We start from the raw sequence: 24,035 nt of genomic DNA, 5'->3' as shown, positions 1-24,035 counted from the left end.
GTCAACGAAGTAGCCCCATGGTTCTGGGCTTCTGGGATATCGCCGTGCCCATCGTGGGTGCGCCGATGGCCGGCGGGCCCGGCACGCCGGCGCTGGCCGCGGCGGTGTCCAACGCCGGCGGCCTGGGTTTCATCCCGTCGGCGTACCTCAGCGCGGAGCGGTTCGCCGAGGACATCACCGCCGCGCGCGCCATGACCACCGGCCCGCTGGGCGTCAACCTCGTGGTCCCCCAGCCCAGCGTCGCGGACTGGGTCGCCCTGGGCTACTACGCCGACGAGCTCGAGGGGATCGCCGAGCACTACCAGGTGGAGGTGGGCCGGCCCGAATACGGCCACGACGACGAGTGGGAGCGCAAGCTCGAGGTGGTTGCCGACCTGCGCCCGGAGCTGGTGTCGTTCACCTTCGGGGTGCCCGAGCCGGACGTGATCCGGCGGATGAGCGCGCTGGGCCTGCTGGTGATGATCACCGTCACCTCGGCCTACGAGGCGGGGGTGGCGGTGGCCGCCGGCGCCGACAGCCTGGTGGTGCAGGGCCCGGACGCCGGCGGGCACCGCGGCACCTTCGCGCCGGACATGGAGCCGGGCACCGAGTCGCTGCACGATCTGATCGACCGGATCCATCGCGCGCACCGCGACGTGCCGATCATCGCGGCCGGCGGGCTGGGTACCGCCGAGGACGTCGCCGGCGTGCTGCGCCGGGGGGCCGTGGCCGCGCAGATCGGCACGGCGCTGCTGCTGTCCGACGAGGCCGGCACCAGCAAGGCCCACCGCACCGCCATGAAGAACCAGCTGTTCGCGAAAACCATTGTCTCGCGGGCATTCTCGGGACGGTATGCGCGCGGCCTGGAAAACGAATTCATCCGCCGGCTCGACACCGTGGCCCCGCTGGGCTATCCCGAGGTGGACCAGATGACGCAGCCGATCCGGCAGGCCGCCACTGAGTGGGAAGACCCCAACGGGATGACCCTGTGGGCCGGAACGTCGTTCAAGGAGGCGCGCACCGGGCCGGTGGCCGACATCGTGGCCGGCCTGGGCGGTTAGCCCGCCAGCACGCCCGCCGGATCGGTGTATTCCAGCCCGAGGTCGGCGGCCACGCGCTGGGCCAGCAGCGCCCCGTCGTGCGTCGAAAGCCCATGGGCGAGCGCGGGATCCGACCGGCAGGCGGCCCGCCACCCAAGGTCGGCCAGCCTGAGCACATAGGGCATCGTCGCGTTGGTCAGCGCGAAGGTCGACGTCTTGGGCACGGCGCTGGGCATGTTCGCCACGCAGTAGAAGAGGGTGTCGTGCACCGCGAACGTCGGGTCGTCGTGGGTGGTGGGCGTCGAATCCTCGAAGCAGCCGCCCTGATCGATCGAGATGTCCACCAGCACCGCTCCCGGCTTCATTTGTGCGACAAGCGAATTGGAGACCAGCCGGGGGGCCTTGCCGCCGGGCACCAGGACCGCTCCGATCACCAGGTCGGCGCGCTTGACGGCGCCCTGCAGCTCGTACGCCGACGAATAGCGGGTGGCGATGCGTCCGCCGAACTCGGCGTCGAGCAGCCGCAGCTTGGTGAGGTTGACGTCGAAGACCATGACGCTGGCCCCCATGCCGCCGGCGACGCGGGCGGCGTGGTAGCCGGCGGTGCCGCCGCCGATGACCACGACGTCGGCGGCCTTGACGCCGGGCACCCCGCCCATCAGAACCCCGCGCCCGCCCCGGGTCCGCATCAGGTGATACGCCCCGACCTGGGCCGAGAGCCGGCCGGCGACCTCGCTCATCGGCGCCAGCAGCGGCAGCGTCCCGTCGGCGTGCTGGACGGTCTCGTAGGCGATCGACGTGGTGCCCGAGGCCAACAGCGCGTCGGTGCAGGCGCGCGACGCCGCGAGGTGCAGGTAGGTGAACAGCACCTGGTCCTCGCGCAGCAGGCCGTACTCGGCCGGCACCGGTTCCTTGACCTTGAGCAGCAGCTCGGCGTCGGCCCAGACCTGCTCGGCGGAGCTGGTCAGCTGGGCGCCGGCCGCCTTGAACTCCGCGTCGGGGATCGCCGACCCCTCCCCGGCGCCGGCCTGGATGAGGACCTCGTGGCCGCGATGTGTCAGCTCGGCGACGCCGGCCGGGGTCAGCGCCACCCGGAACTCGTTGTTCTTGGTCTCGGTGGGAACGCCGACGCGCATACCTCGAGTGTGAAGAACATTCGGGCACTCGGCAAACATCCTGATGATAATTCTGTAGCGTGAGGGCATGCCCGATGACCCGACAGACCGCAGGCGCCCCGGCGCTGGCGCGTCGAAGGATCTTCGGCCGGCGCACCTCGACGCGGTGGACCGCAAGATCCTCGCCGCGCTGCACGCCGACGCGCGCATCACCAACAACGCGCTGGCCGAGGCGGTGGGGATCGCGCCGTCGACGTGCCACGGCCGGGTTCGCCGGCTGGTGGACCTCGGCGTGATCCGCGGCTTCTACACCGACGTCGACCCGGTCGCCGTCGGCCTGCCGCTGCAGGCGATGATCTCGGTCACCCTGCACTCCAACGCCCGCGGCAAGATCCGCAGCTTCATCCAGCAGATCCGCGCCAAGCGCCAGGTGATGGACGTCTACTTCCTCGCCGGCGCAGACGATTTCATCCTGCACGTCGCGGCCCGCGACACCGAGGACCTGCGCTCGTTCGTCGTCGAGAACCTCAACGCCGACGCCGACGTCGCCGGGACCCAGACGTCGCTGATCTTCGAGCATCTGCGTGGGGCGGCCCCTATTTAGCGGCTCGTTGGCGGCTTATGATCGGCGGATGGGCCGGCTCACCACGCAGCGCCGCGATCCCGCGGTGGCCGTCGTCGGGGCGGGCATGTCCGGGCTGTGTGTCGCGATTGCGTTGCTGCGCAGCGGTGTTGACGACGTCACCCTCTACGAAAAGGCCGACGAGGTCGGCGGCACCTGGCGCGACAACACCTATCCCGGCCTGGTTTGCGACATCCCCTCGCGGGTCTACCAGTACAGCTTCGCGATGAATCCGGACTGGTCGCACCTGTTTTCGCCCGGCGGCGAGATCCAGAACTACTTCCGCGGCGTCGCCGATCGGTTCGGGCTGCGCCCGCGCATCCGGTTCGGCACCGAAATCATTAGCGCGCGTTTCCAAGACGGCCGCTGGCTGCTGCGCACCGCCGGCGGCGAGGAATCGACCTTGGACTTCCTGATCTCGGCGACCGGCGTGCTGCACCATCCCCGGGTGCCGGCGATCCCGGGCCTGAATGACTTCGGCGGCAACGTCTTTCACTCGGCGCGGTGGGATCATTCCGTCGAGGTGGCGGGCCGGCGGGTCGCGGTGGTCGGCAACGGATCCACCGGCGTGCAGCTCGTTTGCGGCCTGGCCGGCGTGGCGGGCAAGGTGGTGCTGTTCCAGCGCACCGCCCAGTGGGTGCTTCGGCTGCCCAACCCGCGCTACACCAAGCTGACCGGCATCACCCGCCGGCGCGCGCCGTGGCTCGACCGCTTGGCGTACCGCGCCTACAGCCTCGCCTTCGACACGTTCGCGGTCGGGCTGACCAAGCCGGGTCTGCGACGCAGGTTCATGGGCGCGCTGTGCCGCGCGAGCCTGCTGGAGGTGCGCGACCCGCAGCTGCGGCGGGCGCTGACGCCCGACTACACGCCGATGTGCAAACGACTGGTCATGTCGGACCGCTTCTACCGGGCCATGCAGCGCGACGACGTCGAACTGGTCACCGCCGGCATCGATCACGTGGAGCGCCGCGGCATCGTGACCGACGACGGCGCCCTGCACGAAATCGACGTCATCGTCTTGTGCACCGGCTTCGACACCCACGCGTTCTTTCGCCCGATGCGGCTGATCGGCCGGGCCGGGATCGCCGCCGACGACGTGTGGCGCGACGGGCCGTGGGCCCACCAGACCGTCGCGCTGCCGGGCTTCCCCAACTTCTTCATGATGCTGGGGCCACACAGCCCGGTGGGAAACCTCGCGCTGACCACCGTGGCCGAGTCGCAGGCCGATTACATCGTGCGCTGGATCGAGCGCTGGCGCCGCGGCGAGTTCGACACGGTCGAGCCGACGGCGTCGGCGGCGGACGCGTTCAACGCCAGGCTGCGTGCCGCGATGCCGAACACCGTGTGGACCACCGGCTGCGACAGCTGGTACCTGAACAAGGACGGGGTGCCCGAGGTCTGGCCGTTCACGCCCGGCGAACACCGCGCGATGCTGGCCCGCACCGACCTCGCGCAGTACGAACTGCGGCGATAAACCCGGTACCGGCGGTTTCGCATATCTCGGCGGTGTCTTTATACTTGCCACCGGTAACCGCGAGGGTAGGGGGCCAGATGTTCACCGTCGACGACCGGGCCGCGGGTCCGCACTATGACCGGAGGGGGACGTCGCCGAACCACGAACGCCTCGTCCTCGAGGCGCGCGACGTGGAGTTCGACTGGGCGAAGCTGCCGTTCCACTACGTGCCCGGCGAGCCGTTCGCCACCCACATGCTCAACGTCCTGCACCTGCTGCTGCCCGCGGGCGAGGAGTTCTTCGTCGACGCGTTCAAGCAGGCGTTGCCGCTGATCAAAGACGACCAGCTGCGGCTGGACGTGCAGGGGTTCATCGGCCAGGAGGCCGTGCATTCCCAGGCCCACGCCAAGGTGTTGGACCACTTCGCCGCCGAGGGCGTCGACCTGACGCCCTACACCGACCAGATCCGGTGGCTGTTCGAGAAGCTGCTGGGGCCCCGGCCCGGGTGGAATAAGCGCCGCCGGCACAGCTGGCTGTTGGAGCAGGTGTCGCTGGTGTCGGCGATCGAGCACTACACCGCCATCCTGGGTGAATGGGTCCTCGACTCGCCGGCCCACGACGCCATCGGCACCGATCCGGTCATGCTGGACATGCTGCGCTGGCACGGCGCCGAAGAGGTCGAGCACAAGGCGGTCGCCTTCGACACCATGAAGCACCTGCGGGCCGGATATTGGCGTCGGGTGCGCGCCCAGCTGGTCGTCACGCCCGCGATGGCGCTGTTGTGGATCCGCGGCGTGCGGTTTTTGTACTCGGTGGACCCCTACCTGCCGGCGGGAACCAAGCCGCGCTGGCGCGACTACTTCCGCGCCGCGCGCCGGGGCCTGGTGCCCGGGCCGCGGAAGTTCGTGCGCGGCGTGGCCGACTACTACCGGCCGGGTTTTCACCCGTCCCAGCTGGGCGGGCTGGGCCTGGCGGTCGACTACCTCGCGGTCTCGCCGGCCGCGCGCGTGGCGCGCTGACCCGTGACCGTCGCCTCGATCGTCACCGCCTCCGACGGCGTCGGGTTGGCCGTGCACCGCTACGGCGAGCTCGACCCGGCGCGCCCGACCGTCCTGGCCATCCACGGCTGGCCCGACAACCACCACCTCTGGGACGGCGTGGCCGGCGAATTCGCCCAGCGCTATGCCGACAGGTACAACTTCGTGGCCTACGACGTCCGAGGCGCCGGCGAATCGTCCCGTCCCGCAAAGCGTTCCGGCTACGCGTTCGCCCAACTGGTCTCCGACATCGGCGCGGTAATCGACAGCCTCGGCGTCGGGCCGGTGCACGTGCTGGCCCACGACTGGGGCTCGATCCAGGCCTGGGACGCCATCACCGACGAGTCGGTGATGGCCAAAGTCGCGTCGTTCACCTCGATCTCGGGCCCGCACCTGCGCTACGCGGGGCGCTTCCTGCGGTCGGCGCGCACGCCGCGGGCGGCGGCCCAGGTGGCCCGGCAGCTGCTCGGGTCGGTCTACATAGCGTTCTTTTTGTGCCCCGGCGTGCCGGAGCTGGCGTTCCGCAGCCGGATCGGGGTGAAGTTCCACGAGGCCGTCGAGCGCATCGGGCGGTCCAGCACGCTCAGCCGGCGCGACGCGCCCCCGCGGTCGATCGCCGACTACGTCAACGGGCTGGGGCTCTACCGCGCGAACATGCCCGGCCCGATGCTGCGGCCGGGGCCGCGGCTGCCCCACACGACCGTCCCCGTCCAGGTGCTGGTGCCGCGCCGCGACCTGTTCGTCACGCCCGCGCTGCAGCGCTACGCCGGCGCGATTCCGGCCGGCGCCAGGGTGATTCCGATCGAGGGCGGCCACTGGGTGGTCACGTCGCGCCCCGACGTTATCGCCCGGCTCACCGCGGAGTGGGTGGACCGAAACGCCGGCGGCCCGCCGCCCGCGGGCGCGGCGGAGGTGCGCGGCGGCCCCCGCGAGGTGCGCGGCAAGCTGGCGCTGATCACCGGGGCCGGCGCCGGGATCGGCAGGGCCACCGCGATCGAACTGGCCCGGCGCGGCGCCCGCAAGGTGGTGATCGTCGACCGCGACCTCGGCGCGGCCAACGACACTGCCGACGCCGTGCGCGCGGCGTGCGCCGAGGCCGCGGTGTACCGGGTCGACGTCAGCGACGAGGCCGCCGTCACCGACCTCGCGGCGCGGGTGCGCGACGAGCACGGCGTGGTCGACATCCTGGTGAACAACGCCGGCATCGGGATGGCGGGCCGGTTTTTGGAGACCAGCTCGGCGAACTGGGAAGACATCATGGGCGTCAACGTCCGCGGGGTCATCGCCGGCAGCCGCGCGTTCGGCGCGCAGATGGTCGAGCGCGGCGAGGGCGGCACGATCATCAACCTGGCCTCGGCGGCGGCGTTCATTCCGTCGAAATCCATGGTGGCCTACGGAACCACGAAGGCCGCGGTGCTGGCGTTCAGCGAAGCGCTGCGCGCCGACCTCGCCGACGAGGGCATCTCGGTCACGGCGGTGTGCCCCGGCTTCGTCAACACCAACATCGCCAAGAGCACCGTCTACGCCGGGATGACCGCCGAGCAGCAGGAGCGGGCCCGGGAGAAGGCCGACGCGGCGTACCGGCGGCGCAACTTCACACCCGAGGACGTGGCCAAAGCGATCGTCAAGGCGGTCCGGACCCGGCCCGCCGTGCTGCCCGTCGCCGCCGAGTCCAGGATCGGCTACGCCATGCGGCGCGTCAGCCCGTCGACGTTGCGTGCGTTCGCGCGCTTCGACATTCGGCAGAAGTAGGGAAGTCATTGTGAGCCAGAGCATTTGGGCCAGCCGGCCGGCCGACCTGTACCGCCGGCGCGAGCGCGACCGGCTCGGCACGCTGCTGTGGGCCGTCCGCGCGGTGTTCGACGGGTTCGCCGCGTCCTCGCGGTGGGAGCCGTCGCGGGTGCGGCCGGTCCGGTGCGATCGGCGCGCGGTGATCGCCAAGCGCGAGGTCGTCGCCCCCGACGTCGTCGCGTTGACGCTGGCCGACCCGGACGGCGGGTTGCTGCCCTCGTGGAATCCCGGCGCCCACATCGACGTCCGGCTGCCCTCGGGCCGGCGCCGCCAGTATTCGCTGTGCGGTCCGCCGGGGCGCCGCACCGACTACCGCATCGCCGTGCGCCGGATCGCCGACGGCGGCGGCGGTTCCGTCGAGATGCACGATGCGTACGGCGTCGGGGACACCCTAACGTTCGAGGGCCCGCGCAACGCGTTCTATCTCGGGACGGCCGAGCGTGACGTGCTGTTCGTCGCCGGCGGCATCGGGGTGACACCCATCCTGCCGATGATGCGCGCGGCCGCGCAGCGCGGAATCGCCTGGCGCGCGGTCTATGCCGGCCGCAGCCGCGATTACATGCCGTTCCTCGACGAGGTGATCGCGGTGGGCCCGGACCGGGTGACCGTGTGGGCCGACGACGAGCGCGGCGGGGTCGCCGGCGTGGGCGATCTGCTGGCCGGCGCCGGCCCCGCCACCGCGGTCTACGTGTGCGGACCGACCGCGATGTTGGAGGCGGTGCGCGCGGCCCGCGACGAATTGCGCAACGCCCCATTGCATTACGAGCGGTTCAGCCCGCCGCCGGTGGTCGACGGGGTCGCGTTCGAGTTGGAGCTCGCCCGTTCGCGGCGGGTGCTCGCGGTGCCCGCGAACCGGTCCGCGCTCGAGGTGATGCGCGACGCGGACCCGGCCACCCCCTACTCGTGCCAGCAAGGGTTTTGCGGGACCTGCAAGGTGAAAGTGCTTGGCGGGCAGATCGATCACCGTGGCCGGGTCGCGGTGGCCAAGGACGAAATGCTGGTCTGCGTGTCCCGGTCCGGCGGCGGGCGGGTGGTCATCGACGCCTGAGCCGGTAGCCCACGTGGGCCACCTTGATGCCGGGCAGCGGCTCCCAGTCGAGCGTGCGGCCGTCGCGCTCGAAGTTGTTCTTCTCGTAGAAGCGGTGCGCCTTGACGTTGCTCGCCGCGCACCACAGGATCACGTCGCCGGATGGTTGTGTGCTCAAAGCCTTTTCGAGAAGCCGGGCGCCGATGCCGTGCCGCTGGCTTTCCTCGGCGATGTAGAGCGCGTCGATCTGAAGGGCCGCCGGATCGTCGGGATCGGGCCCGAAGATGGCCACCCCCAGCGGCCGGCCGTCGCGCTCCGCGATCCACATGCTCCAGCCGCGGCGCTTCAGCGTCTCGGGGTAGACGTCGGCGACCCAGCGCTTCGCCGGGCCCAGGATGTCGAGCAACGGCGGCGTCAGGATTCCGGCCCAGGAGCGCCGCCAGACCGGATAGTGCATCTCGGCGACGTCGGCGTAGTCGTCGGGCGTGGCCTGACGGATCCGGATGTCGCTGGGTTCCACGGGATAAGGCTAGAGACCTTGGTCGCGGGGCCGCTCCAGGTAGGCCGCCAACGCGTTGGTCAGGGCGCGCCGGGCCATGTCGAGGTCGGCGTAGGAGCCCAGCTGACGTTCCGAGACCAGCCCGCGCATGGCGCCGGGAATCAGGGCGGCCACCTCGCGCACCCGGTCCGGGTCGACGTCCAGGCCCGCGAAGGCGAGCTGGCAGGTCTGCAACCAGCTCTTGCCCCAGGAGAACAGCTCGGCGGCGGTGCGGGGATAGAGCCGCTCGAGCTCGCGCGGGTCGCGGGGCAGCGCGGCGCGCAGGTTTTCGATCGCGCGGGAATCCGGCGCCGCCAGGCCGCGGTACAGCGTGTCGATGATGGCGCCGACGCGCTCGCGCAGCGGCGCGTCGGGCGGAACCGCCGTCGACAGCGTGGCGAAGGTGGCGGCGCGCCGCTCGGCGGTGCGGTGCAGCACCGCCGCCCAGAAACCGTCGGTGTCGCCGAACTGGTACTGCACCGCACCCCACGTGGCGCCGATGTCCTTGGCGATGCGGTTGGCCGAAACCGAGCCCGGCTCGCCGGAGGCCAGCACCTTCAGCGCGGCCTCGAGCATGCTTTCGCGGGTCGCGTGGCCGCGCCGGTTGGGGCGCCGCCCGGCGGCTGTCGTTTCGGGCACGGGCTAGCCTAACATTTTCATAGACGGTACTGTGATTCTCTGTCGAGAGGACAGCTCACGTGGCAGGGTTCGATGGCTAAGCCGCCGTTGTCGATGAAACCGACCGGATGGTTCCAGGTCGCCTGGTGCGACGAGATCGGCGTCGGCGACGTGCACCGGATGAAGTACTTCGGCCAGGAGATGGTCGCCTGGCGCGCCGAGTCCGGCGAGCTCACGGTGATGGACGCCTACTGCGAGCACCTCGGCGCGCACCTCGGCTACGGCGGCAAGGTCGTCGGCGAGGTGCTGCAGTGCCCGTTCCACGGCTGGCAGTGGAGCCGCGAGGGGCGCAACGTCTGCATCCCGTACCAGGACCGGCCCAACCGCGGCCGGCGCATCCGCACCTACCCGGTGGTGGAGCGCAACGAGTCGGTCTACATCTGGCACGACCTCGAGCGCCGCGAGCCCTACTTCGAGGCGCCCGACGTGTTCGCGGCGTTCAACGACGGCAGCCGCGCGGCCGACTATCACCCGCAGCAGCGGCTGTATCGCCCAAGCCTGGAACTGCATCCGCAGTACGTGCTCGAAAACGGCGTCGACTTCGCGCATTTCAAGTTCGTGCACCAGACCCCGATCGCGCCCGTGTTCACCCGCCACGACTTCGGCGACGCGGTGTCGTTCGTCGACTTCACGATCACGTTCGAGGGCGACGACGGCCAGCGGATCGAGGACGTCAAAAGCGGCGTGCAGGCCGTCAACGGCGGGCTGGGGATCGCGGTGACCAAGAGCTGGGGGATGGTCGACAACCGCACCGTCTCCGCGGTGACCCCCGTCGACGATCACACCTCCGACGTCCGGTTCATGGTCTACATCGGCCGGGCACCGGGCAAGGACCCGGCCCGCGCCGAGCGCAGGGCGGCCGAATTCGGGCGCGAAGTGATCCGGCAGTTCGAGCAGGACATCGAAATCTGGCAGCACCAGCGCTATTCGGATCCGCCGGCGCTGGCCGCCGACGAGTACGAGGGCTTCACCGCGATCCGCGCGTGGGCCAGGCAGTTCTATCCCGAGGCGTTCGCATCGCAGGGAGGCTCCATGCAATGAGTACCGCACCGATTCGCGTCTTCCAGGTGGCCACCGGAAACGTCGGGAGGGAGATGATCAAGCGGATCGCCGCCCGGCCGGACCTTGAACTCGTTGGCCTGCACTGCTATTCGCCGGAAAAGATCGGCCGCGACGCCGGCGAGCTCGCGGGCATCGAGCCCAACGGGGTGACGGCCACCGGCAGCATCGAACAGATCATCGCCGCCCGGCCCGACGTGCTGACCTTTCACGGCGTGTTCCCCGACGAGGACCTCTACGTCGCGGTGCTCGAGGCGGGGATCAACGTCGTCACCACCGCCGACTGGATCACCGGGTGGCACCGCGACACCAACCACCCCCACCCGTCGGGCACGCCGGTGACCCGGCTGCTGGCCCGGGCGTGCGAGAAGGGCGGCGCGACGTTCTACGGCACCGGCATGAACCCCGGGCTGAACCAGATCCTGGGCGTGGTGTGCTCGGCCGATGTCGCCGAGATCGAGAACGTCACCACCATCGAATCGGTCGACGTGTCGTGCCATCATTCCAAGGACACCTGGATCGAGGTGGGTTACGGCCAACCGGTCGACGACCCGCAGATCGCCGCGAAGCTGGAGAAGTACACCCGCGTGTTCGCCGACAGCGTGCTGATGATGGCCGACTGCTTCGACCTGGCGCTCGACGAGGTCACCTTCAGCTACGAGCTGGGCGCCTGCACCAAGGACGTCGACCTGGGCTGGTACACGCTGCCCAGGGGCTCGCTGGGCGCCAACTACATCAAGTACCAGGGCATGGTCGGCGGCGTCCCGCGGATCGAGACGCACCTGGAATGGCAGATGACCCCGCACACCGATCCGAGCTGGAACATCAAGGGCTGCTACATCACCCAGATCCAGGGCGATCCCTGCATCTACAACAAGCACATGATCTTTCCCAAGCCCGGCGTCGACCTGTCCGACCCGGACAACTTCGCCTCCATCGGCATGACCGTGACCGGCCTGCCCGCGCTCAACGCGATCAAGTCGGTGGTCGCCGCGCCGCCGGGCCTGCTGACCAGCGCCGATCTGCCGCTGCGCGGGTTCGCCGGGCGGTTCAAGAGCCAGCGGCTCGGGTAGTCTCGCGACGTGCGGGCAAAATCTCGGATCGTGGCAGCCGCGGTCGCCGCGGTCATTGTGGTCATCGCCGCGTGCTCGTGTCCCTCCGGTTGGGCCGACGCCTTCTCCGAGAGCCCGCCGTTCCCGATCGGCCAGTTGGGCGTGCCCCTGCATGTGCGGTCCGCCGACGGCGCGACCGCCGACATCACGGTCAACAGCGCGACGTGGCTGCCGCCGGGGTGCGCCTCTCATTTCGCGGCCCCGACGCCCGACTCGGCATGCACCGTGGTGGAACTGACCATCACCGGGACGTCCCACCGGTTCTTCTCGTTCGATTATCGCTACATATTCGCCGGATACGGCGGCGGCAATCAGCCGTGGACCCATCCCGACGACGCGCCCCAGCCGTCGACGCTTGCGGTCGACTACCGGAGGCTCGACAAGATGCCCCCGCTGCAATCGGGCGGCCTTCACGACGGGCAGACCGCGCACGGATTCGTCGGCTTCACGATGCCGACGCCGGGCGACGTGTACGTCACGCTCAACGATCCCGAGCAACACGCGCCCTACACCGAAGCGGGCTGGATAGTCCACACCTGACGGGCGCGAGGAGCCCCCGACTCCCCGGTCTAGGGTGAAGACCATGCGCGTAGGGGTGCTGGGAGCCAAAGGCAAGGTGGGGTCGACGATGGTCGGGGCGGTGCAGGCCGCCGACGACCTGACGCTGTCGGCCGAGGTCGACGCCGGCGATCCGCTGAGCCTGCTGACCGACGGCCACACCGAGGTGGTCATCGACTTCACCCACCCCGACGTGGTGATGGACAACCTGAAGTTTTTGATCGACAACGGGATTCACGCGGTGGTCGGCACCACGGGCTTCACCGCCGAGCGCCTCGACCGGGTGGCATCCTGGCTGGCCGACACCAACACCGGCGTGTTGATCGCGCCGAACTTCGCGATCGGCGCGGTGTTGTCGATGCATTTCGCCAAGCAGGCGGCGCCGTTCTTCGACTCGGCGGAGGTGATCGAGCTGCACCACCCGCACAAGGCCGACGCCCCGTCGGGCACCGCGGCGCGCACCGCCAAGTTGATCGCCGAGGCCCGAAAAGGCTTGCCGCCCAACCCCGATGCCACCAGCAGCGGCCTGCCGGGCGCTCGCGGCGCCGACGTCGACGGGATACCGGTGCACTCGGTGCGGCTGGCCGGGCTGGTCGCGCACCAAGAGATCCTGTTCGGCACCGAGGGGGAGACGCTGACGATCCGCCACGACAGCCTGGACCGGACGTCGTTCGTTCCCGGCGTGCTGCTCGCGGTGCGGCGCATCAAGGACCGGCCGGGCCTCACGGTGGGTCTCGAGGCCCTGCTCGACCTGCAATGAACGCGACGCGACGCACCCAGCTGCTGATCGCGTTCCTGTGCGCGGCGATGCTGGTGTACTTCGCGCTGCTGGGCCGCGACGCCGTCGCGCTGATCGCCTCCGGCCGGCCCGCCGCCGTGGGCCTGGGCGCCGCGCTGCTGATCATGCCCGTCATCGGCGGGTGGGCGATGATCGCCACGCTGCGTGCGGGATTCGCCCATCAGCGGCTGGCCCGCCTGATCGCCGCCGACGGCATGGAGCTGGACATTAGCGCGCTGCCGCGGCGGCCGTCGGGCCGCATCCGGCGCGACGCCGCCGACGCGCTGTTCGCCACGGTGCGCACCGAAGTCGAGGCCGACCCGGACGACTGGCGGCGCTGGTATCGCCTGGCCCGGGCCTACGACTACGCGGGGGATCGCCGCCGCGCGCGGGAGGCGATGAAGACCGCGGTCGAGATCCAGGCCCGCCAGTGAGCAAGACGCTGCTGGTGGTTCACCACACCCCGTCGCCGGGCACCCGGGAACTGCTCGAGGCGGTGCTCGCCGGGGCGAACGATCCCGAGATCGAGGGGGTGGACGTGGTCGCGAGGCCGGCGCTGGCCGCGACCCTGCCGGACATGCTCGACGCCGACGGCTACCTGTTCGGCACCACGGCCAACTTCGGCTACATGTCCGGCGCGCTCAAGCATTTCTTCGACACCGTCTACTACCCGAGCCTGGATCACGTCGCCGGCCGGCCTTATGGCCTGTGGGTGCACGGCAACAACGACACCGTCGGCGCCGCGGCGGCCGTCGGCAAGCTGGCGACCGGGCTGTCGCTGAGCCAGGCCGCCGACGTGTTGGAGGTCGTCGGCGCCGTCGACGCCGCGGTGCGCGAGCGGGCCTACGAACTGGGGGGCACGCTGGCCGCGACGCTCATGGAGTGAGCCTGTGCCGGATCGAATTCCAGCACGGCCCTGACGAACTGGTGCGGGTCGTAGTCGATCGCCTGGTATCCCTGGCCCTGCATCGCGACGATGGTGGCGCCCGGGATCTGCGCGGCGACGGCCGCGGTGGCCGCACCCAGACACGCCGGGCTCTCGGTGCCCAGCAGCATTCGCACCGGCACCGCGATCGCGGCGAGTTCGCGGGCCGCGGTGTGCGCGATCGAGGCGGCCAGGAACGAAAAGTCGCGATTCGGCAAGGTCTTTGACGGCCGGCCCGGACAGATGCAGGGTTTCGCGATGGAACGCCTCGAGCACTTCGCGCGGGCCGGGCGCAGCGTTGAGCCGCGGCCAGCCCGCCGCCGACACCAGCTCGAGGTCCGGCGACGGCAGCGGCGGCGCGTAGGGGACGATGCGGCGGAACGCGGGGGTGATCAGCGCGGCTTCCAGCACCGCCAAGGCGCCGTAGGAATGACCGATCACGTGTAGACGTCGCCGCCGACGGCCTCGGCGACGGCCGCGACGTCCTCTGCCTCGCGCCGCGCCGGCGGCGCCCGGACCGAGGACCACCGGGCCCGCGTGCCGGTGCCGCCGTGCACCAGCAGCAGGGGCGGCCCGCGCGCCCGTCGTGTGCGGCCGGAAGCCGCCGTGTTTCCCACGGAAACTGCCGCGGCCGTGACTACCCGAACCCCGGCTGAAACGCGCCCGCCGGCTGGGCGAGCGCCAGCGCCGTGCTGGAGCCGAAAGGCCCGTGCCGGTCGAACAGCGTCGCGGTCCCGGTGGCCACGCCCGCCGCGCCGTAGTGGCTTTGGGCGGCCAGCCCGAGGAATTCCCCGTCGGGCAGCCGGCCGGCCGTGACGGTGTAGTCGGCGTTGATGTAGCGCAATCCGCCTGTGCCCCAATGGGTGAGCGAGCTGGTGACGTCGCCGACGAATGCCAGGCGAACGAACGGCGTGAGCGGGTGGCCGCGCACCATCGGGCGGAATACCTTGGTCCAGGCGAACTTTTGGGAATGGTCCTGTTCCCATTCGCCCGCGGCGATACCGGGGCTGCCCGTCATGGTGGCGCCGTACCCCCAGATGAAAAACGCCATGTCCGCGGGGAAGCCGGTGCAGTCGGCGGGAAGCGGCGGCATCTCGAGCGGGCCGGACCACACCCGCCCGTCGGGATGCTCACCGCGGCGCAAAAACAGCGCGCTGGCCCGCGCGACGGTCGTGCCGTTCTGCACCAGCGCGCCGTCCACCAGCTTGATGCGCCGGCCCTCGCGCTGCACCGACGTCCGAATCCGGATCGGCTCGGGCAGCACCGGCCGCAGCAAATCGACCGTCAGGCGTGCGGGCTGAAAGTCGGCGTCGATGCCGGACTGCTCGATCCCGAAAGCCAACAGGCCGCCGACGTTCTGGCCGCCCAGGGCAGCGCCCCATGGCCCCCGGGTCAACGGGCCCGGCAGATAGGAGTCGCCGTCGACAGTGAACAGCGGCTCGGGCATGATGGCGGGATCCTCGATCGTCACCGGTTCACGATAGGGCAGGAGGCTGGTAGCACCCGGCATGCCTCGACTAACCGAAATTCCCCGTGACCGCAACCCATTCGCGGCGGACCCGACCGTGGGTGTCGCCCGCGACGCCGACGGCATATCGCACTACGAGGGGTTGCCCGCCACGCTGCTGGACGTGCTCGCCGAGCAGGTGACCACCCGCCCGGACAGCGAGGCCCTGGTCGAGGTGGGCGCCGGCCGATTGACCTACCGGCAGCTGTGGGACCGCGCGGCGCGGGTGGCCGGCGGCCTGCGCGCGCAGGGGGTGCAACCCGGTGACCGCGTCGCCGTGCGTTGCCCCGGGGGCATCGACTGGGCGCTCGCGTTTTGGGGCACCGTGATGGCCGGTGCCATTGCGGTGGCGGTCAATACGCGCTCGGCGCAACCGGAGGTCGAGTTCGTGCTGTCGGACTGCGGCGCCCGGGTGGACCTGGCGCCGGACGCGGCGTTGCCCGACGGCCGGCCGTACGTCACCGAGCGACTCGACCGCACCGATGTCGCCGCCCTGTTCTACACGTCGGGCACCACCGGCCACCCCAAGGGCGTGCCGACCACGCACGAGGCGTTCTTGACCAACATCGAAAACGCCATCCGCTGCCTCGGTCAGCCCAGGGACCTGGGCGAAAAGATGCGCACGCTCATCTCGGTGCCGCTGTTCCACGTGACCGGTTGCAACACACAGCTTTTGGTTGCGTGCGGACTCGGGGGAGCGTCGGTGATCATGCCGTCGCTCGACCTCGGGGCGCTGATCGCGACGCTGGGCGCCGAACGGATCTCCGTGATGGTCACCGTTCCGGCGGTCTACTCACTGATGTTGCGCCACAAGCGCTTTGCCGACGCGGACGTGTCCGGCGTGCGGTGGGTGGGCTACGGCGGCGCGCCGATCGCCCCGGCTTTGGTGCGGGCCGTCAAGCAGGCGTTCCCGCAAGCCACGGTGTTCAACGGCTACGGCATGACCGAAAGCGCCTCGTTGCTGACCGTGCTGCCCGACCGCGAGGCCGTCGAGCACGCCGACTCCGTCGGGTACGCGGTGCCGTCGGTGGACCTCGGCGTCATCCCGCTCGGAAGCGATCCGGCCGAGGGGGAGCTGGTCGCGCGCGGCGCCAACGTCGCCGCCGGCTACTGGAATCGGCCCGACGCCAGCTCGGCCACCTTCGCCGACGGCTGGCTGCGCACCGGAGACGTCGTGCGGGTCGACGACGGGGGCCGGGTGCACATCATCGATCGCCTCAAGGACATCATCAACCGCGGCGGCGAGAACGTCTCGAGCGTCGAGGTCGAGGCCGCCCTGCTGGAGGCGCCCGGCGTGGCGGACGCCTGCGTGCTGGCGGTGCCCGACGAGGTGATGGGCGAAAAGGTCGGCGCCGTCCTCTTCGGCGACTCCCGACGCATCGACGTGGCGGCCGTGCTCGAGCACTGCAGCGGGCAACTGGCCGACTTCAAGGTTCCGCAGTACGTCGCCGTGGTGGACGAGGCGTTGCCGCGCAACGCCGGCGGGAAGCTCCTCAAGGGCAAGCTCCGCCAGCAGGTGCGCTGGGGCGACCCGGTCCGATGACCGCCACCCTGTTGATCGCCAACCGCGGCGAGATCGCGCTCCGGATCGTCCGCACCGCAACCGAACTGGGTCACCCGACGGTCGCGGTCTACGCCGAGGACGACGCCGACAGCCCGCACGTGCACGCCGCCGACGAGGCCATCGGCCTGCCCGGCGCCGGCCCGCAGGCCTACCTGGACCAGGCGGCGATCCTGGCGGCGGCCAAGACCTCGGGCGCCGAGCTGATTCATCCCGGCTACGGATTCCTCAGCGAGAACCCGGGATTCGCCCGCGCCTGCACGGCCGCCGGACACACGTTCGTCGGGCCCGACGCCGAGGTGCTCGCGCTGGTCGGTGACAAGACGTCGGCCCGCGCCGCCGCGGTCGCCGCCGGGGTGCCGGTGCTGCCCGCGACGGACGGGCCGACCAGCGCCGCGGACGTCCAAGCGTTCTTCGCCGACCACGACGGCGCGGTCATGATCAAGGCGCTCGCCGGCGGCGGCGGCCGCGGGATGCGCAAGGTCACCCGCGCCGACCAGATCGAAAACGCCTATCAGCAATGCGCCGCGGAGGCCCGGCTCGGCTTCGGCGATCCGGCGCTGTTCGCCGAGGCGCTGCTGGAGCCCGCGCGGCACATCGAGGTGCAGGTGGTGGGCGCGCCGGCCGGACACCAGACGCACGCGCTGGCGCTCGGCGATCGAGACTGCAGCATCCAGCGGCGCTACCAGAAGCTGGTCGAAATCGCGCCCGCCCAAGGGCTTTCGGATGGCCTGCGCCGCGAGCTGCACCGCGCCGCGGCCCGGCTGTGCGCCCGGGTGGGCCTGCGGGGGCTGGCCACCGCCGAATTCCTGGTGTCGGAAAACGAATTCGTCTTCCTCGAGGTCAACCCGCGCATCCAGGTCGAGCACCCGATCACCGAGGAGACCACCGGCGTCGACCTGGTCGCCGTCCAGCTGGCCATCGCCCGCGGCGCGTCGTACTACGAGCTGGGCCTGCCCGCCGGGATCGCCTCGGACGGAACGGAAGTCATCGGCGAGCCGGCCGCCCGTCGCGGCATCGCGATCCAGGTTCGCGTCAACGTCGAGACCTACGGCGCCGACGGGTCCGTCGTCCCGGCGTCGGGCACCGTCACGACGTTCTCACCGCCCAGCGGCCCCGGGGTGCGCGTCGACACCTACGGGCGGCCCGGCCTGGTGATCGGTCCCCGGTACGACTCCCTGCTCGCCAAGGTCATCACCCATGTGCACGGGTCGTCGTTCCCGGCGGCGGTGCGCAAGGCCCGCACCGCGCTGGGCGAATTCGCCGTCGAGGGCGTGCGCACCAACATCGCGTTCCTGCGAGAGTTGCTGGCCGACGGGCGGATCGAGTCCGGTTGGGTGACGACGGGGTTTCTGGACGAACGGCTGCCCGAGCTGGTCGCCGCGGCGTTGTCGCGGGGGCCGGACGTCCGGGCCGCGCCGGTGGAGCTCTACCCGGGCGAGGAGGTGCTGCGCGCGCAGCTGGCCGGGACCGTGGTGGAGGTCGCCGCCGAGGGCGCCGAGTTCGGCGCCGGCGACCAGCTGGTGGTGCTCGAGGCGATGAAGATGCAGCACGTGCTCGCGGCGCCCGACGCGCTGCGCACGTCCCGGATTCTCGTGGCAACCGGCCAGGTCGTCGGCACCGGGGACCCGCTGCTGGTCTTCTCCCGCACCGACGCGGCGGCGGGCGCCGAATCATCTTCGGCGGCAATCGATCTCGACCGCCCGCGCGCCGGCCTCGACGAGGTCGACCACCGCCATCGGCTGACCCGCGACGAGGGCCGCCCCGCGGCGGTCGCCAAGCGGCACGACCAAGGTCGCCGCACCGCGCGGGAGAACATCGCCGACCTGGTCGACGACGGCAGCTTCGTCGAATACGGCGCGCTGGCCATCGCCGCGCAGCGCAGCCGGCGCACCGAGGAGGACCTGATCGCCAACACCCCGGCCGACGGCCTGGTGGCGGGCCTGGCGACCATCGGCGGGGCCGAGGCCGTCGTGGCGTCCTACGACTACACCGTGCTGGCCGGGACGCAGGGCATGCGCAACCACGCCAAGACCGACCGCGTCTTCGAGCTGGCGGCCCGAAAATGCGTCCCGGTGGTGCTGTTCGCCGAGGGCGGCGGCGGTCGGCCGGGCGACACCGACGTCGGCGGCGCGGCCGGGCTCGACGTGCCGACGTTCCGGATGCTGGCCGGCCTGAGCGGCCGGGTTCCGCTGGTGTCGATCGTCTCCGGCCGTTGCTTCGCCGGCAACGCCGCGCTGGCGGGCGTGTGCGACGTGATCATCGCGACCCCGGACGCCAACATCGGCATGGGCGGCCCGGCGATGATCGAGGGTGGCGGGCTGGGCGTCTACCCCCCTGAGGCGATCGGCCCGATCGACGTGCAGCGGCACAACGGCGTGGTCGGCCTGGTCGCCCGCGACGAGGCGCACGCCGTGTCGCTGGCCAGACGGTACCTGTCGTATTTCCAGGGCAACTCAAGCAAGTGGGAGGCGCCGGATCCGCGGCTGGCGCGACACGCGGTGCCGGAGAACAGGTTACGCGCCTACGACGTGCACCGCGCGATCGACTCCATCGTCGACGTCGGCTCGGTGCTGGAGCTGCGCCCCGACTACGGCGTCGGGATCGTCACCGCGCTGGTGCGCGTCGAGGGCGCGCCCTACGGGCTGATCGCCAACAGCACGCACCACCTCGGCGGGGCGATCGACGCCGAGGCGGCCGACAAGGCCGGCGACTTCCTGGCGCTGTGTGAGTCGTTCCGGTTGCCGCTGATCTCGCTGTGCGACACGCCCGGCTTCATGGTCGGCCCCGACGCCGAAAAAGACGCCGCGGTCCGCCGTTTCGGCCGCATGTTCGTCCTCGGCGCGAAGCTGACCGTGCCCCTGGGCATGATCATCCTGCGCAAGGGCTACGGGCTCGGCGCGATGGCGATGGGCGGCGGTTCCTTCCGCGCGCCGCAGTTCACGATCGCCTGGCCGACCGGCGAGATCGGCGGCATGGGCTTGGAAGGTGCCGTGCGGCTCGGGTTCAGCAAAGAGCTTGCCGCCGTAGGCGATCCGGTCGAACGCCAGGACCTGTTCGACAAGCTGGTGGCGGCCGCCTACCAACACGGCAAGGCGCTGCGGTCGGCCACCACGTTCGAGCTCGACGACGTCATCGACCCCGCAGACTCCCGGGCCTGGATAACCAGGCTCCGGGAAGCCTGAGGGTCGACGGTTTACGCGTGGCCCGAACCGCAGCCCACGCCCGGCAGGCACCCCTGGCCGCCGGGGACGCCGCCGGGCCGGCGTTCTGGCCGCCGGAGCCGCAGCCGACGCCCGGGACGCATCCCTGGCCGCCGGGCCCGTTGTTCGTGCCGCCGGAACCGCAATTGCCGTTGGCGTCGCAGCCACCGCCGCTCGGGTCGGCCTTGAAGATCACGTGCGTGGGTGCCGGGGTGTTCGCGGCCGGACCGGCGACGAAGGCGTCAGCGGAGGCCGCCGGTGCGGCGGCGACGGCCCCGGCCACGACCAGTGGTTTCATAAGGGTTAGTTTCGCTAACATGCGCTGCGCGTACCACGGCCACACGGGTCCGGAACATCCTGAACGTAAATATTGGCCCGGCAGACAGAAGGCACACCGATGACCTCACTCGATTTGACCGGCCGCAGCGCGATCATCACCGGCGCCTCGCGCGGAATCGGCCTGGCGATCGCGCAGCAACTGGCGGCCGCGGGCGCCAACGTGGTGCTCACCGCGCGCAAGCAGGAGGCGGCCGACGAGGCGGCGGCGCAGGTCGGCGAGAAGGCCGTCGGGGTGGGCGCCCACGCGGTGGACGAGGAGGCGGCCCGGCGCTGCGTGGACCTGACGCTGGAGCGCTTCGGCGGCGTCGACATCCTGGTCAACAACGCCGGAACGAATCCGGCGTACGGCCCGCTGATCGACCAGGACCACGCCCGGTTCACCAAGATCTTCGACGTCAACCTGTGGGCCCCGTTGCTGTGGACCTCGCTGGTCGTCAAGTCCTGGATGGGCGAGCACGGCGGCGCGATCGTGAACACGGCCTCCATCGGGGGGCTGCACCAGTCACCGGCCATGGGCATGTACAACGCCACCAAGGCCGCGCTGATCCACGTCACCAAGCAACTGGCGCTGGAACTTTCGCCGCGCGTGCGGGTCAACGCCATCGCGCCCGGGGTGGTGCGCACCCGGCTGGCCGAGGCGCTGTGGAAGGACCACGAAGACCCGCTGGCGGCCACGATCGCGCTGGGCCGCATCGGCGAGCCGGCCGACGTCGCGGGCGCCGTCGCCTTCCTGGTGTCCGATGCGGCGAGCTGGATCACCGGGGAGACGATGGTCATCGACGGCGGCCTGCTGCTCGGGCAGGCGCAGGGATTCCGATTCCGCCCCGAGGCCACGTGATGGACCCCGAGGATTTCGGGGCCGACGTGACGGCCCGGGTGCGGGCACTGCTGCGCGAGCACGACCCGGCGACCACCGAGCCGCGGGAATTCCTTGGCGCGCAATACGATGCCGGTCTGGCCTGGGTGCATCTGCCGCCCGGTTTCGGCGGTTTGGGCCTGCCGAAGAAGGCCCAGGAAATCGTCGACGCTCAGCTCGCCGCCGCCGGCGCGCCGGTGGGCGGAACCGTCCAGAACTTCATCGGCATGGGCATGGCGGCACCGACGATCGCGGCGTTCGGCACCGACGAGCAGAAGCGAAGGTTCCTGCGCCCCTTGTTCACCGGCGAGCAGATCTACTGCCAGCTGTTCAGCGAGCCGGGCGCGGGCTCGGATTTGGCCGGGGTGGCCACCCGCGCGGTCCGCGCGTCCGGTTCGCAAGGCGACGACTGGATCGTCAACGGGCAGAAGGTGTGGACGTCGATGGCCCAGCACGCGCAGATGGGGATCTTGGTCGCCCGCACCGACCCGTCGGTGCCCAAACACGCCGGCCTGACGTACTTTCTGTGCGACATGACGCAACCCGGCGTGGAGGTGCGGCCGCTGCGCCAGATCACCGGCGAGGCGGAGTTCAACGAGGTGTTCCTCACCGACGTCCGGGTGCCCGACGCGAACCGGCTCGGCCCCGAGGGCGGCGGCTGGCGGGTCGCCACCACGACGCTCAACAACGAGCGGGTGGCCATCGGGTCGCGGCCCGGAGTCCCGCGTGAGGGCGGGATCATCGGCAAGGTCACCGCGGCCTGGCGCGACGAGCCGGCGCTGCGCAACCCCGCCATGCACGATGAGCTGATGCGCCTGTGGGTCGAGGCCGAGGTGCTGCGGCTCACCGGGGAGCGGCTGCGGCAACAGGCCCAAAAAAGCCCAGCGGGTCAGCCCGGGCCCGAAGGCGCCGGGATGAAGGTCGCCTTCGCCAAGCTGGCGCAAGCCATCTCGGGCTTCGACATCGAGCTGCACGCCGAATCCGGGCTGCACTACGACGACTGGACCATGCGCAGGACGGAGGTCGTCGACCTCGTCGGCCGCGGACCCGGCTACCGCTACTTGCGGGCGCGCGGCAACTCCATCGAGGGCGGCACGTCGGAGATTTTGCGCAACACCATCGCCGAGCGGATTCTCGGCCTGCCGGGCGAACACCGCGTCGACAAGGACGTCGCCTGGAAGGACCTGGACCGGTGAACCTGCTCTATTCCGACACCGAGGAGGCGTTGCGCGACAGCGTTCGTCACCTGTTCGCCGATCGCTGCCCGCCCGAATCGGTGATGCGGGCCTACGACCAAGAGCCGCAAGACTTTTCGGGCGTCTGGCGGACGCTGGCCGCCGAGCTCGGTGTCGCGGGTCTGCTGGTGCCCGAGGCGCTCGGCGGAGCCGGCGCCGGCGCCGGCGAGGCGGCGATCGTCATGGAAGAGATCGGGCGCGCCGTCGCGCCGGTGCCGTTCTTGTCCAGCGCGGTGCTGGCCACCGTCGCGCTGCTGCACGCCGGCGACACCGACACGGTGCCCGCGCTGGCCCGCGGCGAGCTCACCGCGGCGCTGACGGTGCCGCTGTCCACCGCGCCGTCGGACCCGGTTGCCGGGGTGGGCGCCGCCGCCGACGGCCTGACCGGTGCGGTCACCAGCGTCGCGGGCGTCGGCGAGGCCGACGTGCTGGTGGTGCCGGTCGCCGGCCCCGACGGACTGGAACTGCACACCGTGCCGCGGACCGCCGACGGTGTGCAGGTCTCGGCTGTGCTCGCTTTGGACATGACCAGACCCCTTGCGCATGTGCGGTTTTCGGGCGCGTCGTCGTCACGGGTCGGCCCGGCGGACGGCGCGATCGCCGAAGCCCTGCGGACGGCCGCGGCCCTGCTCGCATCCGAGCAACTCGGCGTGGCGCGGTGGTGCTTCGACACCACCCTGGCCTATGTCAAGCAGCGCAAGCAGTTCGGCCGCGCGATCGGCTCATACCAGGCGATCAAGCACCGCCTGGCCGATCTGTGGTTCGAGGTGGGTGCGGCGACGGCGGTCGCCCGATACGCCGCCGACACGTGCGCCCGCGGCGACGCCGACGCCGCCACCGCGGCCGCCCTGGCGCAGGCCTACTGCAGCGGCGCCGCCGTGCACGCCGCCGAGGAATGCGTGCAGCTTCACGGGGGGATCGGGATGACGTGGGAATATCCGGCGCATCTCTACCTCAAGCGCGCCAAGAGCGACCAGCTGGCCTTCGGAAACGCCTACCGGCACCGCGCCCGATTGGCGGAGCTGGTGAACCTGCCGAACTCCTGATCCGGGTCGGCTTTGCTGAGCCACAGCTCTTCGGTGCGGTCGTGGAAGGTGACCAGCGCGACGGTGTCGTCGCGGCGGCGCATCGCCGACTTGCTCATGTTGGCCCACACCGAATGACCGCTTTTGTGCCGCAGCTCGACGAGCCGCTCGGCGCCCTTCCCGACCAGCGTGACCCACCGGTCGTCGTCGGGAAGGCGATAAAAAATGTCGTCGAAAATAATGGTGCGCAGCTCGTCGGCGGAATAGCCGACCATGTCGCAAAACGAGCCATTGGCAAAAAGGATGGTCCCGGCGCGGTCCACCGCTAAGGCCGGAGCCGGTAATCGATCCAATACGATCAAAGCGGGCATCTGCCGCAGGTCATCCATGGGCAGTTGGCCCGGCGGCCGCCGCCGGCGCCGCTCTATCGGTCGACCATCGGTGGCCGTCGTAATCTGCGTTATCACACGTCTCCCGTCGCCCGGCTCTAGGCCACGCCGCCATCAGCTCGCTTCTTGGTTAAACGCGCTGACAGCAAAGGTAGGGCAAGTTTAGCAATAAGTCCACGGTTCGCAACTTGGAGTAACTGTTGGCCAA

At 70.8% G+C, this 24,035-nt stretch carries 24 protein-coding genes and 1 pseudogene; 17 read left to right on the top strand and 8 right to left on the bottom strand.

The features are described from left to right. Positions 1-17: 17 nt before the first annotated feature. Positions 18-1,040: a nitronate monooxygenase gene (locus AWC19_RS28285; RefSeq protein ID WP_085081366.1), complete on the top strand. Its 1,023-nt coding sequence runs from the start codon at positions 18-20 to the stop codon at positions 1,038-1,040. Here the strand turns inward: AWC19_RS28285 and ald are convergent. Further along, complete coding sequence (gene ald / locus AWC19_RS28280) at positions 1,037-2,155, bottom strand: alanine dehydrogenase (protein WP_085081365.1); 1,119 nt, start codon at positions 2,153-2,155, stop codon at positions 1,037-1,039. The two genes, AWC19_RS28285 and ald, sit on opposite strands and share 4 nt — an antisense overlap. 67 nt (positions 2,156-2,222) lie before the next feature. Between ald and aldR the strand changes: the two genes are divergently transcribed. The 5 genes from aldR to AWC19_RS28255 all read left to right on the top strand — a co-directional run bounded on the left by aldR (position 2,223) and on the right by AWC19_RS28255 (position 8,085). Continuing rightward, a complete protein-coding gene (aldR, locus tag AWC19_RS28275; protein ID WP_085081364.1) occupies positions 2,223-2,738 on the top strand; it encodes an HTH-type transcriptional regulator AldR in 516 nt (171 codons plus the stop codon). A gap of 28 nt (positions 2,739-2,766) precedes the next feature. Next, entirely contained in the window at positions 2,767-4,230 is a 1,464-nt protein-coding gene (locus AWC19_RS28270) for a flavin-containing monooxygenase (RefSeq protein WP_085081363.1), read from the top strand. A gap of 77 nt (positions 4,231-4,307) precedes the next feature. Beyond that, positions 4,308-5,228, top strand: coding sequence for a metal-dependent hydrolase (locus tag AWC19_RS28265; protein ID WP_085081362.1), 921 nt, complete (start codon positions 4,308-4,310; stop codon positions 5,226-5,228). 3 nt (positions 5,229-5,231) lie between these two features. Then, entirely contained in the window at positions 5,232-6,998 is a 1,767-nt protein-coding gene (locus tag AWC19_RS28260) for an SDR family oxidoreductase (RefSeq protein ID WP_085081361.1), read from the top strand. A gap of 10 nt (positions 6,999-7,008) precedes the next feature. Then, positions 7,009-8,085: a PDR/VanB family oxidoreductase gene (locus tag AWC19_RS28255; protein WP_085081360.1), complete on the top strand. Its 1,077-nt coding sequence runs from the start codon at positions 7,009-7,011 to the stop codon at positions 8,083-8,085. On the opposite strand, the gene AWC19_RS28250 is transcribed toward AWC19_RS28255, so the two are convergent. After that, positions 8,072-8,584, bottom strand: a complete 513-nt coding sequence (locus tag AWC19_RS28250; RefSeq protein WP_245849394.1) for a GNAT family N-acetyltransferase — start codon at positions 8,582-8,584, stop codon at positions 8,072-8,074. The two genes, AWC19_RS28255 and AWC19_RS28250, sit on opposite strands and share 14 nt — an antisense overlap. A gap of 9 nt (positions 8,585-8,593) precedes the next feature. After that, a complete protein-coding gene (locus AWC19_RS28245; protein ID WP_085081398.1) occupies positions 8,594-9,178 on the bottom strand; it encodes a TetR/AcrR family transcriptional regulator in 585 nt (194 codons plus the stop codon). A 135-nt stretch (positions 9,179-9,313) separates the two neighbouring features. Here AWC19_RS28245 and AWC19_RS28240 point away from each other — a divergent pair, with 135 nt between their 5' ends. The 6 genes from AWC19_RS28240 to AWC19_RS28215 are packed head-to-tail and all read left to right on the top strand — an operon-like array spanning position 9,314 to position 13,673. After that, a complete protein-coding gene (locus tag AWC19_RS28240; protein ID WP_085081359.1) occupies positions 9,314-10,321 on the top strand; it encodes an aromatic ring-hydroxylating dioxygenase subunit alpha in 1,008 nt (335 codons plus the stop codon). Further along, positions 10,318-11,412 (top strand): NAD(P)H-dependent amine dehydrogenase family protein, encoded by a 1,095-nt coding sequence (locus AWC19_RS28235; protein WP_085081358.1) that lies wholly within the window; start codon positions 10,318-10,320, stop codon positions 11,410-11,412. The genes AWC19_RS28240 and AWC19_RS28235 overlap by 4 nt, the downstream gene beginning before the upstream one ends. Positions 11,413-11,442: 30 nt before the next feature. Continuing rightward, positions 11,443-11,991, top strand: a complete 549-nt coding sequence (locus tag AWC19_RS30190; protein ID WP_245849392.1) for a hypothetical protein — start codon at positions 11,443-11,445, stop codon at positions 11,989-11,991. 43 nt (positions 11,992-12,034) lie between these two features. Further along, complete coding sequence (gene dapB, locus AWC19_RS28225; protein WP_085081396.1) at positions 12,035-12,769, top strand: 4-hydroxy-tetrahydrodipicolinate reductase; 735 nt, start codon at positions 12,035-12,037, stop codon at positions 12,767-12,769. After that, positions 12,766-13,221, top strand: a complete 456-nt coding sequence (locus tag AWC19_RS28220; RefSeq protein WP_085081357.1) for a hypothetical protein — start codon at positions 12,766-12,768, stop codon at positions 13,219-13,221. The genes dapB and AWC19_RS28220 overlap by 4 nt, the downstream gene beginning before the upstream one ends. Beyond that, positions 13,218-13,673 carry a flavodoxin family protein gene (locus AWC19_RS28215; protein ID WP_085081356.1) on the top strand — a complete coding sequence of 152 codons (456 nt, stop codon included), beginning with the start codon at positions 13,218-13,220 and terminating at the stop codon, positions 13,671-13,673. The genes AWC19_RS28220 and AWC19_RS28215 overlap by 4 nt, the downstream gene beginning before the upstream one ends. Here AWC19_RS28215 and AWC19_RS31040 read toward each other — a convergent pair. The 3 genes from AWC19_RS31040 to AWC19_RS28205 form a co-directional block, all read right to left on the bottom strand. Beyond that, positions 13,631-13,930, bottom strand: coding sequence for an alpha/beta fold hydrolase family protein (locus AWC19_RS31040; protein WP_245849388.1), 300 nt, complete (start codon positions 13,928-13,930; stop codon positions 13,631-13,633). The two genes, AWC19_RS28215 and AWC19_RS31040, sit on opposite strands and share 43 nt — an antisense overlap. Positions 13,931-14,149: 219 nt before the next feature. Continuing rightward, a complete protein-coding gene (locus AWC19_RS31035; RefSeq protein WP_245849385.1) occupies positions 14,150-14,329 on the bottom strand; it encodes a hypothetical protein in 180 nt (59 codons plus the stop codon). A 20-nt stretch (positions 14,330-14,349) separates the two neighbouring features. Beyond that, on the bottom strand, positions 14,350-15,183 hold the full coding sequence (locus tag AWC19_RS28205) for a thioesterase family protein (protein WP_211285018.1): 834 nt from the start codon (positions 15,181-15,183) through the stop codon (positions 14,350-14,352). Positions 15,184-15,220: 37 nt separating this feature from the next. Here AWC19_RS28205 and AWC19_RS28200 point away from each other — a divergent pair, with 37 nt between their 5' ends. Together AWC19_RS28200 and AWC19_RS28195 are read left to right on the top strand one after the other, a co-directional pair. Further along, positions 15,221-16,762 (top strand): class I adenylate-forming enzyme family protein, encoded by a 1,542-nt coding sequence (locus AWC19_RS28200; protein ID WP_085081354.1) that lies wholly within the window; start codon positions 15,221-15,223, stop codon positions 16,760-16,762. Then, the gene (locus tag AWC19_RS28195) at positions 16,759-19,965 is read left to right on the top strand and encodes a carboxyl transferase domain-containing protein (protein WP_085081353.1); all 3,207 of its coding nucleotides are present in this window, start codon (positions 16,759-16,761) and stop codon (positions 19,963-19,965) included. Before AWC19_RS28200 ends, AWC19_RS28195 begins: the two co-directional genes overlap by 4 nt. An 11-nt stretch (positions 19,966-19,976) precedes the next feature. Here AWC19_RS28195 and AWC19_RS31030 read toward each other — a convergent pair. Then, positions 19,977-20,281, bottom strand: a pseudogene (locus AWC19_RS31030) (PE-PGRS family protein). A gap of 99 nt (positions 20,282-20,380) precedes the next feature. Here AWC19_RS31030 and AWC19_RS28185 point away from each other — a divergent pair. Genes AWC19_RS28185 through AWC19_RS28175 form a run of 3 tightly spaced genes read left to right on the top strand, consistent with a single transcriptional unit; the run spans position 20,381 to position 23,459 of the window. Further along, positions 20,381-21,160: an SDR family oxidoreductase gene (locus AWC19_RS28185; RefSeq protein ID WP_085081352.1), complete on the top strand. Its 780-nt coding sequence runs from the start codon at positions 20,381-20,383 to the stop codon at positions 21,158-21,160. Continuing rightward, a complete protein-coding gene (locus AWC19_RS28180; protein WP_085081351.1) occupies positions 21,160-22,374 on the top strand; it encodes an acyl-CoA dehydrogenase family protein in 1,215 nt (404 codons plus the stop codon). The genes AWC19_RS28185 and AWC19_RS28180 overlap by 1 nt, the downstream gene beginning before the upstream one ends. Further along, entirely contained in the window at positions 22,371-23,459 is a 1,089-nt protein-coding gene (locus AWC19_RS28175) for an acyl-CoA dehydrogenase family protein (protein WP_085081350.1), read from the top strand. The genes AWC19_RS28180 and AWC19_RS28175 overlap by 4 nt, the downstream gene beginning before the upstream one ends. Here AWC19_RS28175 and AWC19_RS28170 read toward each other — a convergent pair. Continuing rightward, on the bottom strand, positions 23,408-23,809 hold the full coding sequence (locus AWC19_RS28170) for a PAS domain S-box protein (protein WP_245849383.1): 402 nt from the start codon (positions 23,807-23,809) through the stop codon (positions 23,408-23,410). The two genes, AWC19_RS28175 and AWC19_RS28170, sit on opposite strands and share 52 nt — an antisense overlap. Between the last annotated feature and the right edge of the window lie 226 nt (positions 23,810-24,035).

The sequence above is a fragment of the Mycobacterium palustre genome (assembly GCF_002101785.1).
Classification (GTDB): domain Bacteria; phylum Actinomycetota; class Actinomycetes; order Mycobacteriales; family Mycobacteriaceae; genus Mycobacterium; species Mycobacterium palustre.
Note: the sequence above shows the minus strand (reverse complement) of the source record. Positions and strands in the feature narration are given on the sequence as shown.